The organism is Paenibacillus sp. J22P143 (genome assembly GCF_059692035.1).
The window spans coordinates 33,160-49,903 of sequence record NZ_JCAUAQ010000030.1; the positions used below are offsets into that span (position 1 = coordinate 33,160).

The window sequence follows — 16,744 nt, forward strand, 5'->3', positions numbered from 1 at the left end:
AACGTATGCCCTTGGCTGCGTTTTGAAATATAATATTTATGTAATATTAGGAGGAAATCACTATGACAACAAAAGTAGGTATTAACGGTTTCGGACGTATTGGTCGTAACGTATTCCGCGCAGCATTGAACAGCAATGATGTACAAATCGTGGCAGTAAACGATTTGACAGACGTTAAAACTTTGGCTCACTTGCTTAAATATGACACTACTCACGGTAAACTAGACGCTACGGTTGAAGCTGGAGAAGGCGAATTGATCGTTAACGGTCGTTCCATCAAAGTTTTTGCTGAGCGTGACCCTGGGAACCTGCCTTGGGCATCTGTAGGCGCTGAAATCGTAATCGAGTCCACTGGTATTTTCACAGCAAAAGAAAAAGCAGCTCTTCACTTGAAAGGTGGAGCTAAGAAAGTTATCATTTCCGCTCCTGCTTCCGACGAAGATATCACAATCGTACTTGGTGTTAACGAAGACAAATACGATCCAGCTGCACACACAATCATCTCCAACGCTTCATGTACAACGAACTGTCTAGCTCCTTTCGCGAAAGTTATCAACGATAGCTTCGGAATCGTAAAAGGTATGATGACAACTGTTCACTCGTACACAAATGACCAATCCGTTCTTGACGTTCCACATAAAGACCTTCGTCGTGCTCGTGCAGCAGCTGAGAACATCATTCCTTCCAGCACTGGTGCAGCAAAAGCAATCGGTCTAGTTCTTCCTGAGCTTAAAGGCAAATTGAACGGTATGGCTATGCGTGTTCCTACACCAAACGTATCCGTAACTGATTTGGTTGTTGAGCTTAAAGTTAACGTAACTGTTGACGAAGTAAACGCAGCTTTGAAAGCAGCTTCCGAAGGCCCTCTTAAAGGCATTCTGAACTACACAGAAGATGCACTTGTATCCAGCGACTTCAATGGTGACCCAGCTTCTTCCACAATCGACGCTTTGTCCACGATGGTAGTTGGCGACAACATGTTGAAAGTTGTTTCTTGGTACGATAACGAGTGGGGCTACTCCAACCGCGTTGTTGACTTGGTAGCTTTCATCGCGAAAAAAGGTCTGTAATTTCATAAATCATCCAAGATAAACGAATCCTTCGTCCACTATGGACGAGAGCGTTTATCCAGGTTGAATGAAGGATAAGTAATATCCTTCATTCAACTGAAAAACCACATGAAGGGGAGAAGCGATTCTCCTCTTTATGTGCGATTTACACATAGAAAAAGTTAGACCCGGAAGAAAACCATACACGCCAGAGCTTATGCTTACGAAGATAGATTTTGCTAAAGCAAAACTTTAAGGAGGCTTTTACGATGAATAAGAAAAGTGTTCGCGATGTTGAAGTAGCTGGTAAAAGAGTATTTGTTCGCGTTGATTTCAACGTACCTGTAGAAAACGGTCAAATCACCGACGATACGCGCATCAGAGAAACGCTTCCTACGATTAAATTCTTAGTAGAGCAAGGCGCTAAAGTTATTCTTGCTGCCCATTTTGGTCGTCCAAACGGACAAGTGGTTGAAGAGCTTCGTTTAACGCCAGTTGCTGCAAAATTGGCTGAGCTTCTTGGTCAATCCGTGATTAAAGCGGATGTATCTGTTGGTGAAATCGTGAAAGCACAAGTCGATGCGCTTGAAAATGGCGACGTACTTTTGCTTGAAAACGTTCGTTTCAACGAAGGTGAAGAGAAGAATGATCCTGAGCTCGCCAAAGCTTTCGCTGATCTAGCTGATTTGTTCGTGAATGATGCTTTCGGTGCTGCTCACCGTGCACATGCGTCGACGGCAGGCATTGCAGCTTATATTCCAGCTGTTTCCGGTCTATTGATGGAGAAAGAGCTTGATGTTCTAGGCAAAGCGCTGAACAACCCAGAGCGTCCTTTCACAGCCATCGTTGGTGGATCCAAAGTAAAAGACAAAATCGCTGTCATTGAAAACCTCCTGAACATTGCAGATAACGTCCTGATTGGTGGCGGTCTGTCCTATACATTCTTGAAAGCACAAGGCTATGAAATCGGTAAATCGCTTCTGGACAATTCGAAGCTGGATTTAGCGCTTAGCTTTATCGAGAAAGCCAAGGAAAAGGGTGTAAACTTCCTACTTCCTGTAGATATCGTTGTTACGGATAAATTCAGCGCAGATGCGAACACGCAAATCGTTGACATTGACGGCATTCCTGCTGATTGGGAAGGCATTGACATCGGACCGAAAACGCGTGAGCTTTACGCAGATGTTATCGCGAAGTCCAAACTTGTTGTTTGGAACGGACCGATGGGCGTATTTGAAATCGAGCCTTTCTCCCACGGTACACGTGCAGTAGCGCAAGCTTGTGCAACAACTGAGGGTTACACCGTTATCGGCGGTGGCGATTCCGCTGCAGCAACAGAGAAATTCCACTTAGCTGAGCAAATGAACCATATGTCCACAGGCGGCGGCGCTTCCTTGGAGTTTATGGAAGGTAAAGCATTGCCAGGCGTAGTAGCACTTAACGACAAATAAGAAATTATTTTTCTATAAAAGGAGACTTACGATGAGTAGAACACCGATTATCGCGGGTAACTGGAAAATGTTCAAAACCGTTTCCGAAGCCATCAGCTTCGTGAACGAAGTGAAAGGCAGCACAGTAGAAGGCGTGGAGAGCGTAATTTGTTCCCCTTTTACAAACTTGCCAGCACTTGTTGAAGCTACAAAAGGTACTGACGTTCACGTTGGCGCACAAAACCTTCACTTTGAAGATAACGGTGCATTCACAGGTGAAATCAGCGGCGTAATGCTGAAAGACCTTGGCGTTGAGTATGTGATCATCGGTCACTCCGAGCGTAGAGCTTACTTCGCTGAGTCCGACGAAATCGTGAACAAGAAAGTGGTTGCAGCTTTCAAACACGGCTTGAAACCAATTCTTTGCGTAGGCGAGAAGTTGGAAGAGCGTGAAGCGGGTCAAACGAAAGAAGTTTGTAAAGTACAAACAGAAGCAGCTTTTGCTGGTCTTAGCGCAGAGCAAGCTGCACAAGTGGTTATCGCGTACGAGCCAATCTGGGCGATCGGTACGGGTAAATCTTCAACAGCTGAAGATGCACAAGACGTGATCGGTTACATCCGTACATTGGTGAGCGGTCTTTACGGCTCAGTAGTTGCAGATGTTGTTCGTATCCAATACGGCGGCAGCGTAAAACCGAACAACATTGCTGAGTACATGGCACAGCCTGACATCGACGGCGCACTTGTAGGTGGAGCGAGCTTAGAGTCCGCTTCCTACATCCAACTCGTCCAGGGGGCGAAGTAACATGTCCAGACCGAAACCGGTAGCACTCATCATTCTCGATGGCTTCGGACTCCGCTCGGAAGAGCAGGGGAATGCGGTTGCTCATGCCAAAAAGCCGAACTACGACCGTTACTGGTCGACGTTCCCTCATACAACCCTCACCGCTTGCGGTGAGGCTGTAGGTTTGCCAGAAGGTCAGATGGGGAATTCTGAAGTAGGACACCTGAACATCGGCGCAGGCCGTACTGTGTATCAGGATCTGACACGGATTTCGAAATCGATTCGTGATGGTGAATTTTACGACAATGAAACAATTCTAGGCGCTGTTCGTCATGCCAAAGAAAACGGCAAGAAGCTTCACCTGTACGGATTGCTTTCTGACGGCGGTGTACATAGTCACATTCAGCATTTATTTGCTCTATTGGACTTGGCGAAAAAAGAAGAGTTCAGCGAAGTTTACATCCACGCATTCCTGGACGGCCGCGACGTGGCTCCAGATTCTGCGAAGGGGTATATGGAAGAGCTTTTGAACAAAATCGAGGAAGTCGGCGTAGGCAAAATTGCGACTGTACAAGGTCGTTACTATGCGATGGACCGCGATAAACGCTGGGAGCGTACGGAGAAATCCTACCGCGCCATGGTGTATGGCGATGGCCCTACTTACACAGATCCGATGAAAGCGATCGTAGAATCCTATGAGAAATCGGTGTATGACGAGTTCGTTATGCCAACGGTTATCGTTGGTAAAGATGAGAAGCCGGTTGGACTAGTGGAATCAGGCGATGCGGTTATCTTCTTTAACTTCCGTCCTGACCGGGCGATTCAGCTTTCTCAAGTCTTCACGAATGAAGACTTCCGTGGCTTTGATCGTGGTCCTAAAGTGGCTAAGAACCTCTACTACGTGTGTCTGACACTGTTCAGCGAGTCCGTAGACGGTTTCGTAGCGTACAAACCGAAGAATCTCGATAACACGCTGGGCGAGGTATTGGCTCAGAACGGTCTGAAACAGCTTCGCGCAGCGGAAACTGAGAAGTATCCGCACGTAACATTCTTCTTCAGCGGCGGTCGTGATGCTGAATTACCAGGCGAAACTCGCTTATTGATTCCTTCACCGAAGGTTGCGACGTACGATTTGCAGCCGGAAATGAGCGCTTATGAATTAGCGGATGCAGTGGTTAAAGAAGTAGAAGCTGAGCGTCATGATGTAATCATCTTGAACTTCGCGAACCCTGACATGGTAGGTCACTCTGGATTGCTGGAGCCAACGGTTAAAGCGATCGAAGCGACAGACGAGTGTCTAGGTAAAGTTGTTGAAGCAGTCCTAGCTAAAGGCGGCGTAGTCTGCATCACAGCGGATCACGGAAATGCCGATGTCGTTACGAATGCAGACGGCTCACGTAACACAGCACACACAACGAATCCGGTGCCTTTTATTGTGACGGACAAATCTGTTACACTAAGAGATGGCGGAATTCTGGCAGATATTGCACCAACGATGCTAGACTTCTTAGAAGTTAAGCAGCCGGAGCAAATGACCGGAGCAACAATTCTAAACAAGTAAAACTATTTTATATTATTGAAGGAGTGTTTTATCACAATGACAATTATTTCTGATGTTTACGCACGCGAAGTATTGGATTCCCGCGGTAACCCAACGGTTGAAGTAGAAGTATACTTAGAGTCCGGCGCATTCGGCCGTGCTATCGTCCCTTCAGGCGCTTCCACAGGCGCATACGAGGCTGTTGAGCTTCGTGATGGTGACAAAGGTCGTTACCTTGGTAAAGGCGTTCTGAAAGCTGTTGAGAACGTAAATGAAATCATCGCTCCTGAAATCATCGGTCTAGACGCTCTTGATCAAGTTGGCATCGACAACAAAATGATCGAGCTTGACGGTACACCTAACAAAGCTAAATTAGGCGCTAACGCAATTCTAGCGGTTTCCATGGCTGTTGCTCGCGCAGCTGCTGACGCTTTGGACGTGCCATTGTACGTCTACCTTGGTGGATTCAACGCGAAAACACTTCCAGTTCCAATGATGAACATCATCAACGGTGGGGCACATGCCGACAACAATGTTGACGTTCAAGAGTTCATGGTTCTGCCTGTTGGCGCGCCAACTTTCAAAGAAGCTCTTCGCATCGGCGCTGAGATTTTCCATAGCTTGAAATCCGTATTGAAAGAAAAAGGCCTTAACACAGCTGTTGGCGACGAAGGCGGCTTCGCTCCTAACTTCGCATCCAACGAAGAAGCAATCACAACGATCCTTGTAGCAATCGAAAACGCTGGTTACAAACCAGGTGTTGACGTATTCTTGGGTATGGACGTTGCTTCCACGGAGTTCTTCAAAGATGGTAAATACCACCTTGAAGGCGAAGGCAAATCCTTCACATCCGCTGAGTGGGTTGACTTCTTGGCTGCATGGGTTGATAAATACCCAATCATCACCGTTGAAGACGGTTGTTCCGAAGACGACTGGGAAGGTTGGAAATTGCTTACTGAGAAATTGGGTAACAAAGTTCAACTGGTTGGTGACGATCTGTTCGTTACGAACACTGAGCGTCTATCCAGAGGGATCGAAGAAAACATCGGTAACTCCATCTTGGTTAAAGTTAACCAAATCGGTACGCTTACTGAGACTTTTGATGCAATCGAAATGGCAAAACGCGCTGGTTACACAGCAGTTATCTCCCACCGTTCTGGTGAGAGTGAAGACAGCACAATCGCTGATATCGCGGTTGCTACTAACGCTGGTCAAATCAAAACAGGTGCTCCGTCCCGTACGGACCGTGTAGCGAAATACAACCAACTTCTTCGTATCGAAGACGAGTTGTTCACTGTCGCACAATACGCTGGTAAAAAAGCATTTTACAACTTGAGAAACTTCAAGTAATTCTACTTCGTAGATAACTGAATAGAACTATAACGAGCAGGTGATCTAGTCACCTGCTCGTTTATGTAATCAGGGGGGCGTCGTCTGTATGAGCAACTGGGTAAAAACTATTTTATTTTTGATAGGTTCCGCGGTGCTCACGCACTGGCTCCCTTCTTCCTTTTTTCGGAACCTGGACACGATGGTACATGAGTTCGGGCACGCAGCGGTAACTTTGGCGCTTTCGGGGAAGGTTATGTATATCGAACTATACAGTAATCAAAGCGGTGTTACTTTATCAACGATCACGAAGTCTTGGGCGATCATTCCTGTGTCACTGGCAGGTTATATGACGGCCTCGGTGTTCGCGTGGTTTCTGTTCTCCGCCTACGCAAGAGGGAAGCAGCGACTTGGGTTGCAAGTGACGGCAGCATTATCGATCCTGTCTCTCGTCTTATTCGTGCGTAATGGGTATGGTGTCATGTTCTTGGTCGGTTTTATCATCCTGACTATTGTTGTGCTGGCGCTTACGCCAAAGTGGCTGCGTGACTTCTATTACCTGCTGCTCGCGTTCTTGTGCTTGGAGGAGTCAGTGTTCGGACCAGCTTCTCTAATCGTATATGCGTTGCAAAACAGCCGGAGCGCAGGTGATGCGACTAATTTAGCCAATCATACGGGGATGCCTGCCATCGTGTGGGCGATCGGGTTTACGTTATTCGCGTTGTGGTGTGCGAAGCAAGCGGTGAGTGCTTTTCTTGGACGAAATAAGGGAGCTAGACGGCTGAGTCGTCCTGCGACGATGTCCTCGTATCGGGATTATTAGAGAGAAAGCTGCGATTGGGCTTTTAGTTGTGTTCTTGGACGAACTATGTTAAAATACTTATGCTAGTTGTATAAGGCAAAGAATAGGCAATTGGGGTGCTAATATGTTAATCTTTATGAAAATTTTGTTAATCATAGCTTCGGTTGGATTAATCGCGATTGTCCTTTTACAAAAAGGGAAAAGCGCAGGCTTGTCCGGTGCCATTTCTGGTGGCGCAGAGCACTTATTTGGCAAACAAAAAGCACGTGGTTTGGAACTATTTTTGTCACGCGCAACGATGGGGCTTGCTGCTGCATTCTTCATTCTTTCCATTGTCGTAGCATACGTAGTGAAGAGCTAAAACACATAAAACGATAACAGCAGGGGAACTATACTCCTGCTGTTTTTTCATTTTAAGCGAGTGCTTCGTATTGGAGTTGGCAGTCGAGAGAAGACGGATATACGTTTCAAGCGATTAGACTGCCGGGACACGGCACGACACCAGAGGATATGAAGCGTACCGGATGGACGGATTGGTATGGGCATGTGCTGGAGAGTTTTGACGGGCTTGCAGGGAAATGCAAAAACGTGATTGTTATGGGGCATTCTATGGGTGGATTGCTTGCGTTGAAACTAGCGGTAGAACGTCGCACAGCAGGAATTATTTCGCTGGCAACGCCAATATACTTAACTTCAAGGAAATCAGCGCTTGCCGTTCTTTTGCAATATTTTAAACCTTACATAGCCAAAAAACCTAAACCGAACTCCACACTGTTAGATGAGTCATGTGCTTATACCAAAACGCCGATTCGCTGCGTAGTCAGTTTACGTAAGCTGTTGAAGCAAGTGAGGAGTCCTCTCACGGCTTACTGCTAGATCAAAGAGAGAGAGCGTCTATGCTGATATATCTGGGTTTATCGTTTCCTTGGAAGTGACATACTATGGAGTGAAGGAAACGGATACGGCGATAGAGAAAGCTTGTTCAACAACAACAAGAAGGTGATATGAGAATGATAACAGACAAAGAGATTATTAGTTTGATGCAAGAAGAGGCGTATAAGCCTATGTCTTATAAAGAGCTTGAGAAGCATTTTGGGATTGTAAGCGCGAATGAGTTTAAAGATTTTATTAAAAAGCTCAATCAATTAGAAGAAAGCGGTCATATCGTAAGGAGCCCCAATGATCGTTATGGCGTCCCGGAACGGATGAATTTGGTGCGAGGTAAGCTGCAGGCTCATGCGAAAGGCTTTGCATTCCTCATTCCTGAAGATCGCGAGCACCCGGACGTATACATCAATGCGCACGACCTGAATACGGCGATGAACGGCGATGTTGTTTTCGTGAAAGTAACAGCGCGGAGCCAAGGCGGGGGTCGTCTGGAAGGTGAAGTCGTACGGGTTATTACGCGGGCGAATTCGCAAATTGTGGGTGTTTTTCAAAGCCAAGAAACGTATGCCTTCGTCATTGCGGATGACAAGCGGGTGTCACGGGATATTTTCATCCCGCAGCATGCTTTTATGGGGGCCGTCTCGGGCCAGAAGGTCGTTGTGAAGATTGTGAACTATCCAGAGGGACGGTCCGCGGCAGAAGGTGAAGTTATCGAAATCCTTGGTCATAAGGATGATCCAGGTGTTGATATTTTGGCCATAATACGTAAACACCAACTGCCTGAGGCATTCCAAGCGGAAGTTTTGGCGGAAGCAGATGCAGCACCAGATTCGATTACGGAAGAAGAAATCATCGGTCAAGGCCGTCGTGATCTTCGTGCGAAAACCATTGTAACTATCGATGGCGAAGATGCGAAGGATTTGGATGATGCGGTTAATGTGGAGCTTTTGGAAAATGGGAATGTTCGCCTAGGCGTGCATATTGCGGATGTCAGTTACTACGTGCGGGAAGGTACTGCGCTTGATATTGAGGCCTACAATCGCGGATGCTCCGTGTATTTGACCGATCGTGTTATTCCAATGTTGCCGCACCGTTTATCGAACGGGATTTGTTCCTTGAATCCTCGTGTAGACCGGTTGACGATGTCTTGTGAGATGGAATTTGACCAGGATTTGAAGGTCGTTAACCATGAGATTTTTACCAGTGTGATCAAAACAAGTGAACGGATGACCTATACGAATGTACGCAAGCTGCTGACCGGTGAAGCAGAGCCAGAAATCGTGGAGAAATACGCGTATTTAATGGAAGACTTCAAACGGATGGAAGAACTCGCGGCTAGACTGCGTTCCAGGCGGATGAAGCGTGGAGCGATTGATTTTGACTTCGAAGAGTCCAAGATCCTTGTCGATGCTGACGGTAAGCCTACTGATATTGTCAAAAGAGAGCGCTCCGTCGCTGAAATGATGATCGAAGAGTTCATGCTAGCCGCGAATGAGACCGTTGCGGAGCATTTCTCATGGTTGAAAGTGCCGTTCTTGTATCGGATCCATGAAGATCCGGATCCTGAGAAGCTGATGAACTTTATGGAGTTTGTCACGACGTTTGGCTATGCGATGCGAGGAGGTAAGGGTGGAGCGATCCATGCGCGTTCCTTGCAGGCGTTATTAGAAGATATCAAGGGATCTCCGGAAGAGACCGTGATTAGTAAAGTGATGCTGCGCTCGATGAAGCAGGCTAAGTATGATGCGCAGAGTTTGGGGCATTTTGGCCTAGCAGCGGAGTTCTATTCTCATTTTACGTCACCGATTCGTCGTTATCCGGATTTGGTTATTCATCGTGTTATTCGTGAAGTGCTGGAGAACGGTGGCACGTTAACGGATCAGCGCCATGATTATTTAGCTTCGCGTATGAATGATATTGCACAGCAGTCCTCCGAGCGGGAGCGCATTGCTGTAGACGCAGAACGTGATACGGAAGCATTGAAGAAAGCCCAGTACATGCTGGATAAAGTTGGTGAAGAGTTCGAGGGTATTATCTCGAGCGTGACGGGCTTTGGAATGTTTATTGAGCTGGATAACACGGTTGAAGGTTTAATCCGCTTGAGTGATTTGACCGATGATTACTATAATCATCATGAGAAGCAGCATGCATTAATCGGTGAACGTACATCCAAAATTTATCGTCTTGGTGACAGCATTAAGGTGCGGGTCGCGCGTGTGAATATGGATGAGCATACGATTGATTTTGAATTGCTGGATATGAAGCCTCGTAAAGAGGGCGGATATAACCGCGGTGGCGGCGGTGGTGGGAAGTTCAATGGCGCAGGCGGGTTTAAAGGCTTCCGTGGTAAACCTGGTGCTGGAGGAAAAGATAAGAACGGATCCGATAGAGGCAGGGGTAGAACGGACGGTAGACCCGAAACAGGTAAAGGTGGAACAGGCGGCAGGTCAGAAAAGGGCAAGGGCGGAACTGATGGCAGACCAGTAAAGGGCAAAGGCGGATACAAAGGGAAAGGCGGCTTTGCTAAGACGCAGCCTGTGGTTGGGCAAGGCGAGGTAGTTCCAGGGCAAGAACGTGGAGACTCAGGTGCAGTAGATCAAGGAAACCGAGGAGACTCAGGGACAGGTCAAGGGAAGAAGCGTGGACGTGCCGACAATGGCGCTGCTCGTCGGATTGAGATGGCGGCTCGCGGGAAGTCTGAGGGTGCTGGTGGAACAGAAGGAACCGCAGGAACAGAGCAAGGTCGTAGAAGATCCAGAGGCAGAGGGCAAGGCGGAGGCCAAGGACAAGGACAAGGAAGAGGTCAAGGTCAAGGTCAAGGTCAAGGACGAGGACAAGGACAAGGACAAGGAAGAGGTCAAGGTCAAGGTCAAGGTCAAGGAAGAGCAGAGGGCTTTTCTGGAAGCGGAGATGGCAAAGCGGAGAGCATTGCAGGGATTGGAGAAGGCCAAGGCGGGGCCTTCCAAGGGAATGCGGCAGGTCAAGGAAAGTCGCGCCGTGGTAAAGGTGGAAGCACGCCTTGGAGTGACAAACGTGGCGGCCGAGGCGGTAAGATTGGCGAAGGCGGCAGCTTGAGCCAGCGGTTGCAGGCAGTCGGCGCAGGGCGGACTGACAGTGGGGTTGGCCGCGGCGGCGAGCGTGGCCGTGGGGTTTCGCTTGGTGGCGAAGCCCAAGCGGGCGGTGGCGGTGGCGCTGCTGCGGAGCGCAGCGGCATGGATTGGGCGAGCGGCGTGAACGCGCTCGCCAAGGGTGGACGTCGTCGGAGTGACGACGGCGATGGTAGCAAGAAGCGGCGGAGATAGTCGCCGGTTCTTGCTTTTCGGGCTTGATCTTGCTACAATAGGTTGCACATTGTAGCAAGATTTACCTGCATTTTAGCGTGCGGGAGGAGGATCTCACGTGGCAACTAAAAAGGCTGATGGCAAATTACTCGCCCAGAATAAAAAGGCTTCACACGACTATTTCATTGAAGATACATATGAATGCGGTCTTGTCCTGACCGGCACGGAGATCAAATCCTTACGGGCAGGTAAAGCCAACATTGGCGACAGCTTTTCGACGATTCGGAACGGCGAAGCTTTTGTACACAATATGCATATTAGTCCTTTCGATCAAGGCAATCGCAGCAATCCGGAGGATCCAACTCGGACGCGAAAACTGCTTTTGAAAAAGGTGCAAATCGCCAAAATACTAGGCCAAGCGAAGCAAGAAGGTTACACCGTCGTTCCTTTGAAGGTGTATATCCGTAACGGCTACGCCAAGCTGCTCATCGGTATTGGTAAAGGGAAGAAACAATACGACAAGCGTGAGTCCGCTGCTAAGAAAGACGCACAACGCGATATTCAACGCGCATTGCGTGAGAAGCAGAAGATTGCTAGATAACTTGGTTGTATTGGAAGGTAACACCTTGTCTTCCATGAACATAGTGTTCATTTTGCCGATGCATATGGTATACTAGTAAATGTAACGAAGAGATTTCAAGTGTAACTTGGCTCTACAGCTTGTCCTTTTAACCTTCACCGCTATGGCGGTTACGAAGGCAATCCGGGGGTGTTCTTGGATTCGACGGGGATAGTTTGAGCGCGGGTTGCGGGTAGTGGGGCCGCGTCCACTTTAAAACGCTAAAGCCTATTAAATGGCAAAACACAAAACAACTACGCTTTAGCAGCTTAATAACCTGTTAGCGTGCTTCTACTCAGCATCGCCCATGTGACTGGGATAGGGGCTCAACTATAGTGGGATACGACGTTTGGTCTCCGCCTGGGGTCGGACGTAGGAAGACAATCAGGCTGACCCAACGCATAGCCGGTTACGGGGCGATGCTCGGGTGACATCAAAACTGTGACTACACCCGTAGATGCCTGTGTGGCAATATTTTCGGACAGGGGTTCGACTCCCCTCACCTCCATACAGATTTTGAGAGAGCTCGCTTTTGGGCTCTCTCTTTTTCATTTTATCGGCAGTTTCGTACTATTCATGGTGGCTGTATAGCTTGCTGTAATCGGCTTTAGTGGCTCTCATAACGATGAATCCTATCAAGTCTCTCATACTATATTAAGTGCCGTAAAAGGGCACAATGTAATACGAGTTACAGGGCGATCAGTAGCCGTTGAAATCCTTGCGAAGTTGACCGTATAGTTTGTTATAAGCCAAATGACAAGAATGGAGCGAGTGTCCCCACATTTCTAGAGAATCATTTCCTGCATACTTTCCACGTGCAATATTAAATATATTAGACTGGTTTTCTAAATTTGTGATAGCTTCAAGCATCTCAGAGCTAAGTGTTTCACTAAGCAACAGTAAGTCTCGGATATGTTCGTGCATTTCATCATAGTAACGATCAATTGCTACATACCAGTTTGGGTATTTAATTTGGTCTATAGTACATTCCTTGCGCGGGTCAATGACTCTACAAGCAGCTAATATGCTTTCTAATGTTAGGTCATGCCCATAATCCCCTGTAATTACAGATGAAAGACGAATTAATGTTTTGCTGACACTTCCAACTATCATGTTATTGATATATACATATAGTTTTTTCTTTTTTTGTATACTTGGTATATGGTTGACGCCAATATAGAAGATAACAGCACCCGCGGTTGCCAGACAAAGTTCATAATATAAATCTCCGAGGTCATCAGCCCCTGGGAAAATAGCAGGTATCTTAAATAACCACAGTTTCAAAATAAGAAGTGATAAAAGCGATACCACTGTGGCACCTTTAACAAAACTAGGGATTTCTTTTACATAAACTATAAATTTAATTTTTCTCATACCTACAGTCCCCTAATATCAGAATGTTAACTCCATATTATTATATTCCAAGAAACAACAACATTAAATGAAGAGTAGCTTTTTGTGAGAGCCGTCATGCAAGAGACAGCTCTCATCTCGTGTTCTACGGTTACTTGTTAGGCCATTCGGTAACTAATATCTTTTGATACAAAACCTCTTCATCCGACTTAATCTGGAACATGATATGGACGATTTTCGTCTCCCGATGAACTACGACGCTTGTTATGAACTTGGGAGCAGATTCATGTAAAGACTGTGGACTCGGAGAATCGTCATCCAGCAAGCTAATGAGCCTTCTGATGTCTTCCTTCAAAGTAAGCATGTGGTGTTCTGGTAAGTTCTCTGATTTTACTGACTGGCTTAGTGCGGCAAGTTCAGATTCCTTAAGTTGCAGTTCTTGCTTCATTTCAGCAACAGCATCTAAGTAGTAAGCTTTGCCGCGGCCATAGGCTAGTTCTTGTTCCATTTGCTTGATGCGCTTCTCAAGGAAATGGATTTCCGCTTCGAGAGCGTCTGTTGAGGCATTCTCCTGGTATTCTCTACGGTATTGCAATATTGTCTCTTCAAACTGGTCATTCAGAATCAATCGAACAAGTGTGGTGCGTAGTTTGTTCGATACAAGGTTCTCCAGTGTCTCCTTCCTCCAACCTACATACTGACAGAATGCTTTCCCTTTACGCATATATCCACCACATAGGTAATACTTCTGCCCACCATGAACCTTTGTGGTAGATGTTGAGTTACCGACCATTCTTGAACCGCATTTATCGCAATATAAAAAGCCTCTCATCCAAAAAGGGGAGTGAGGCTTGGTTTGAAAAGGATTATGGGTTTGTCCGCCGCCTTTATGACGATCCTTAGCCTTAGTCTGGCATAGTTCAAATAGCTCCTTTGTAATGGTTGCAGGATGCGCATTTTCCGTTATAACCCATTCAGAGCGATCCCTCCATTTAACTCCTTTCGTTTGATACTCCTGCTTATTCCAGCATCGCCGTCCAATATATGCTTCGTTGAAGATGATGGCACGGATGGTACTTGCCGACCACTGACCACCTTTCTGCGTGGGCACTCCTTTCTCATTGAGCAAGTTTGAAATCTTCTTGTACCCTGTGTTCTCGTAAGCGTATTGATTGAAGATCCAACGTATTATGTCGATTTCTTCCCGCGGGCCAAGTACCCATACTGCCTTGGTCTTTTGGTTGCCGAACGCTACATGCTCCGTCCTATAGCCATAGGGAGGTGTACCGCCATTGCTATATCCTTGTTTTGCGTTCTGCGTCATTCCTTTAGTTACTTCTTTAGCGAGGTTGGCGTTGAAGAATTCCGACATAACCTCTAACATGCCCTCTAGGAGCCTGTCCTGCGGCGTTTCTGCTTCTGTTCGCTCGGTAATGGATATGACTTTGACGCCGACTTGAGACAGTAGAGCCTTGTATATTACGTGATCGTCTCTCTTACGGGAGAAACGGTCAAACTTATGAACTAGGATAGCGTCGAATGGTCGATTGCTACGTTTGGCAATAGCGATCATCTTTTGGAACTCTTCGCGATCATCTGTCTTGGCTGACTTTCCTTTCTCTATAAACTCATTAGTGATAATGTGCCCGTGCTCCTGGCAGTATCGTTGGATGGCTTTGATTTGTGCAGGAATGGATAGTTCCTTCTCGGCTTGACGGTCTGAAGATACTCGGACATAAATGGCTACTTTCATTGATAACAGCTCCTTGTATAGTGGTTTTTGGGCATAAAAAAAGCAGGTACACCGTTAAGGCGTACCTGCATAATGCTTGGTTTATTGAGTTCCAGTATAAGATTATCTAACGCTTTTATAGACAGTCTTAAAGCCGATTATTGCTAGGGCGATGATGAGTCCGACAAAAACACTTGGCAAGCTGAATGCTTCCCCTCCACCTATTGCAATTCCGATTTTGCTCACTGTGATCACCTCCCTTCAGTAAGAGTTAATTCAACTGAATCAAGTTGTTGGCAAATTAAACTGAATATCACTTTAGACTGTTCTGACTGAAGAAAGTCCTTGATTGGCATCTGCTGTTTCAGTACTAATAGGACAAGTAATATGTACTTTATCAACGAAGTGTTTTCAGCAACGAATCCTCCAGGATAGTGCTCGTCCAACAAATCAAAAAGTTGCGTGAAATAAGGATTTGCTGCAGAATCATTGATCGTTCCCTTTAATTCATTCCAATACCATCTCAAAGTATGGATGATTTCTGTCACCTCAATGAAATCCCGTTCCTCTGTTTGAAGTACGGATGTGAACATACGATCTAGATTTGTCCATTTAATCGACTCGCTAAATAGAGTTTGTGGGTCAGCAGGTACAGCAACTTCATTAATATCAAAGAAACTAATGAGGTTGCCTAATGTTAGCATCCTATGTGTGCCGAGGTCAGTAACAAACTTAAGCATTCCTTCTGTATGTTTCAGTTGTTGAAGATAGATCTGCTCCATTTCAGACTCATTTTCTTTTGATGGTCTACCAGGTCTTTTTGGAGGAAGGGCTTCTTTTGCAAGTTCACGAATAGCGTACTCAGTAATATCAGGGTCAGATACCGCTGTCACAGCATCTACAAAGGTCGATTCTATTGTTGAAACAAAGCTTCGTAAAGCCTCTTTAAGCTTGTCCCACGCTACAGGGTAACCATTCCAGAACAAAGTGAAAATCAGTGATTCTTGTTTGATACCTGATAAGCGATGGATTTCCTTAAGTGTGTCTAACGTGCGCTCAGTATAGAAAGCAGATGTTCCTCTTGCACGTCCTCGGCCTTTAATCTCAGAAACAATTAAGCCGAGATGTATATACCTACGTAATTTGCTCTCTGTAATTGGTATACCCTCTTCTATAGCTCTAGCTAATAGCTGCTTGCGGTTCATCCCAAATCCCCTCCTGATGACTCTATCTTAGAATGAGAGGGGGGACTAAACAATGGTGTTTTGATGCGCAAATGTAACTTACACGTTTTTTCTTCTATTACTGAGCTGGGCTTGAGCTCGGTGCCACAGCTGCGCCTCTATCACTGCTGAGTGACAGTCTTTCGTGACTATCCATTCAGCCTGAGGGTTTTTGCGGCCGTTCACCTCCGATTTTTTATTCCACGTTCGATGCCCTAGGTAAGCATGATTACCCAAGATGGAAAGGACAGTCGATGGCGTCCATTTGCGGCCAACAGGAATCCCTTGTTCGTTAAGTATCCGAGCAATTCGCTTTCCGCCCATCCCTTCTGCCGCCATGCTAAATATCTGCTTGATAATCTTCACTTCCTCTCCAGGCCCTAGTACATAGTTCACCTTGCTACCTGTCCTTAAAAGACGATAACCGAATGGTGCACGGCCGCCACAATGGAAGCCTTGTTCAGCGTTCTCACGCATTCCTTTCCGTGTCTCAAAGGACAGATTGACATTGTAAAACTCGGATATGACCTCCAGCATCCCTTCCAGTAGCATCCCGTGAGGAGTCTCAGGCTCAGTGCGCTCTGTTGCTGAAAACACAAAAATGGGGCTGTCCCAAAAGGTCAATAGACCTTAGGGAAGCCCCTTTGTCATAATTTATTCAAACAAAAAGAAACCAAAACTTGGTAAAATGGAAGTGTCGAGCAACCATCAAAC

At 46.5% G+C, this 16,744-nt stretch carries 14 protein-coding genes, 1 other RNA gene and 1 pseudogene; 11 read left to right on the forward strand and 5 right to left on the reverse strand.

Features of this window, described 5'->3' with window-relative positions:
• The first annotated feature begins 62 nt into the window (after positions 1 to 62).
• The 11 genes and pseudogenes from gap (at position 63) to ssrA (ending at position 12,233) form a co-directional block, all read left to right on the forward strand.
• Entirely contained in the window at positions 63 to 1,070 is a 1,008-nt protein-coding gene (gap, locus tag AC58PQ_RS25865) for a type I glyceraldehyde-3-phosphate dehydrogenase (protein WP_497246655.1), read from the forward strand.
• Between the two features lie 248 nt (positions 1,071 to 1,318).
• On the forward strand, positions 1,319 to 2,500 hold the full coding sequence (locus AC58PQ_RS25870; protein WP_497246657.1) for a phosphoglycerate kinase: 1,182 nt from the start codon (positions 1,319 to 1,321) through the stop codon (positions 2,498 to 2,500).
• A gap of 31 nt (positions 2,501 to 2,531) precedes the next feature.
• Positions 2,532 to 3,284: a triose-phosphate isomerase gene (gene tpiA, locus AC58PQ_RS25875; protein ID WP_497246659.1), complete on the forward strand. Its 753-nt coding sequence runs from the start codon at positions 2,532 to 2,534 to the stop codon at positions 3,282 to 3,284.
• 1 nt (position 3,285) lies between these two features.
• A complete protein-coding gene (gene gpmI / locus AC58PQ_RS25880; RefSeq protein ID WP_497246661.1) occupies positions 3,286 to 4,824 on the forward strand; it encodes a 2,3-bisphosphoglycerate-independent phosphoglycerate mutase in 1,539 nt (512 codons plus the stop codon).
• 36 nt (positions 4,825 to 4,860) lie between these two features.
• Positions 4,861 to 6,153 (forward strand): phosphopyruvate hydratase, encoded by a 1,293-nt coding sequence (gene eno / locus AC58PQ_RS25885; protein ID WP_497246663.1) that lies wholly within the window; start codon positions 4,861 to 4,863, stop codon positions 6,151 to 6,153.
• Positions 6,154 to 6,241: 88 nt separating this feature from the next.
• The gene (locus AC58PQ_RS25890) at positions 6,242 to 6,955 is read left to right on the forward strand and encodes a M50 family metallopeptidase (protein ID WP_497246665.1); all 714 of its coding nucleotides are present in this window, start codon (positions 6,242 to 6,244) and stop codon (positions 6,953 to 6,955) included.
• A gap of 103 nt (positions 6,956 to 7,058) precedes the next feature.
• Positions 7,059 to 7,295: a preprotein translocase subunit SecG gene (gene secG, locus AC58PQ_RS25895; RefSeq protein ID WP_056611230.1), complete on the forward strand. Its 237-nt coding sequence runs from the start codon at positions 7,059 to 7,061 to the stop codon at positions 7,293 to 7,295.
• Positions 7,296 to 7,396: 101 nt separating this feature from the next.
• Positions 7,397 to 7,810, forward strand: a pseudogene (locus AC58PQ_RS25900) (alpha/beta hydrolase); the annotation flags it as partial.
• 134 nt (positions 7,811 to 7,944) lie between these two features.
• Positions 7,945 to 11,124, forward strand: a complete 3,180-nt coding sequence (gene rnr, locus AC58PQ_RS25905) for a ribonuclease R (RefSeq protein ID WP_497246667.1) — start codon at positions 7,945 to 7,947, stop codon at positions 11,122 to 11,124.
• Positions 11,125 to 11,221: 97 nt separating this feature from the next.
• Positions 11,222 to 11,704, forward strand: a complete 483-nt coding sequence (smpB, locus tag AC58PQ_RS25910; protein WP_057310204.1) for an SsrA-binding protein SmpB — start codon at positions 11,222 to 11,224, stop codon at positions 11,702 to 11,704.
• Between the two features lie 164 nt (positions 11,705 to 11,868).
• Positions 11,869 to 12,233, forward strand: a transfer-messenger RNA (tmRNA) gene (gene ssrA, locus AC58PQ_RS25915).
• 188 nt (positions 12,234 to 12,421) lie between these two features.
• Here the strand turns inward: ssrA and AC58PQ_RS25920 are convergent.
• The 5 genes from AC58PQ_RS25920 to AC58PQ_RS25940 all read right to left on the reverse strand — a co-directional run bounded on the left by AC58PQ_RS25920 (position 12,422) and on the right by AC58PQ_RS25940 (position 16,567).
• The gene (locus tag AC58PQ_RS25920; RefSeq protein WP_497246669.1) at positions 12,422 to 13,096 is read right to left on the reverse strand and encodes a hypothetical protein; all 675 of its coding nucleotides are present in this window, start codon (positions 13,094 to 13,096) and stop codon (positions 12,422 to 12,424) included.
• A 130-nt stretch (positions 13,097 to 13,226) separates the two neighbouring features.
• Entirely contained in the window at positions 13,227 to 14,828 is a 1,602-nt protein-coding gene (locus AC58PQ_RS25925) for a recombinase family protein (RefSeq protein ID WP_497246671.1), read from the reverse strand.
• 102 nt (positions 14,829 to 14,930) lie between these two features.
• Positions 14,931 to 15,053: a hypothetical protein gene (locus tag AC58PQ_RS25930; protein ID WP_497246673.1), complete on the reverse strand. Its 123-nt coding sequence runs from the start codon at positions 15,051 to 15,053 to the stop codon at positions 14,931 to 14,933.
• 5 nt (positions 15,054 to 15,058) lie between these two features.
• Complete coding sequence (locus AC58PQ_RS25935; RefSeq protein ID WP_497246675.1) at positions 15,059 to 16,012, reverse strand: hypothetical protein; 954 nt, start codon at positions 16,010 to 16,012, stop codon at positions 15,059 to 15,061.
• Between the two features lie 78 nt (positions 16,013 to 16,090).
• On the reverse strand, positions 16,091 to 16,567 hold the full coding sequence (locus AC58PQ_RS25940; protein ID WP_497246677.1) for a recombinase family protein: 477 nt from the start codon (positions 16,565 to 16,567) through the stop codon (positions 16,091 to 16,093).
• Between the last annotated feature and the right edge of the window lie 177 nt (positions 16,568 to 16,744).

Coding starts and splice junctions, on each gene's coding strand:
- gap (WP_497246655.1), top strand. CDS start 63: ATGACAACAAAAGTAGGTATTAACGGTTTCGGACGTATTGGTCGTAAC.
- AC58PQ_RS25870 (WP_497246657.1), top strand. CDS start 1,319: ATGAATAAGAAAAGTGTTCGCGATGTTGAAGTAGCTGGTAAAAGAGTA.
- tpiA (WP_497246659.1), top strand. CDS start 2,532: ATGAGTAGAACACCGATTATCGCGGGTAACTGGAAAATGTTCAAAACC.
- gpmI (WP_497246661.1), top strand. CDS start 3,286: ATGTCCAGACCGAAACCGGTAGCACTCATCATTCTCGATGGCTTCGGA.
- eno (WP_497246663.1), top strand. CDS start 4,861: ATGACAATTATTTCTGATGTTTACGCACGCGAAGTATTGGATTCCCGC.
- AC58PQ_RS25890 (WP_497246665.1), top strand. CDS start 6,242: ATGAGCAACTGGGTAAAAACTATTTTATTTTTGATAGGTTCCGCGGTG.
- secG (WP_056611230.1), top strand. CDS start 7,059: ATGTTAATCTTTATGAAAATTTTGTTAATCATAGCTTCGGTTGGATTA.
- rnr (WP_497246667.1), top strand. CDS start 7,945: ATGATAACAGACAAAGAGATTATTAGTTTGATGCAAGAAGAGGCGTAT.
- AC58PQ_RS25920 (WP_497246669.1), bottom strand. CDS start 13,096: ATGAGAAAAATTAAATTTATAGTTTATGTAAAAGAAATCCCTAGTTTT.
- AC58PQ_RS25925 (WP_497246671.1), bottom strand. CDS start 14,828: ATGAAAGTAGCCATTTATGTCCGAGTATCTTCAGACCGTCAAGCCGAG.
- AC58PQ_RS25935 (WP_497246675.1), bottom strand. CDS start 16,012: ATGAACCGCAAGCAGCTATTAGCTAGAGCTATAGAAGAGGGTATACCA.
- AC58PQ_RS25940 (WP_497246677.1), bottom strand. CDS start 16,567: ATGCTGGAGGTCATATCCGAGTTTTACAATGTCAATCTGTCCTTTGAG.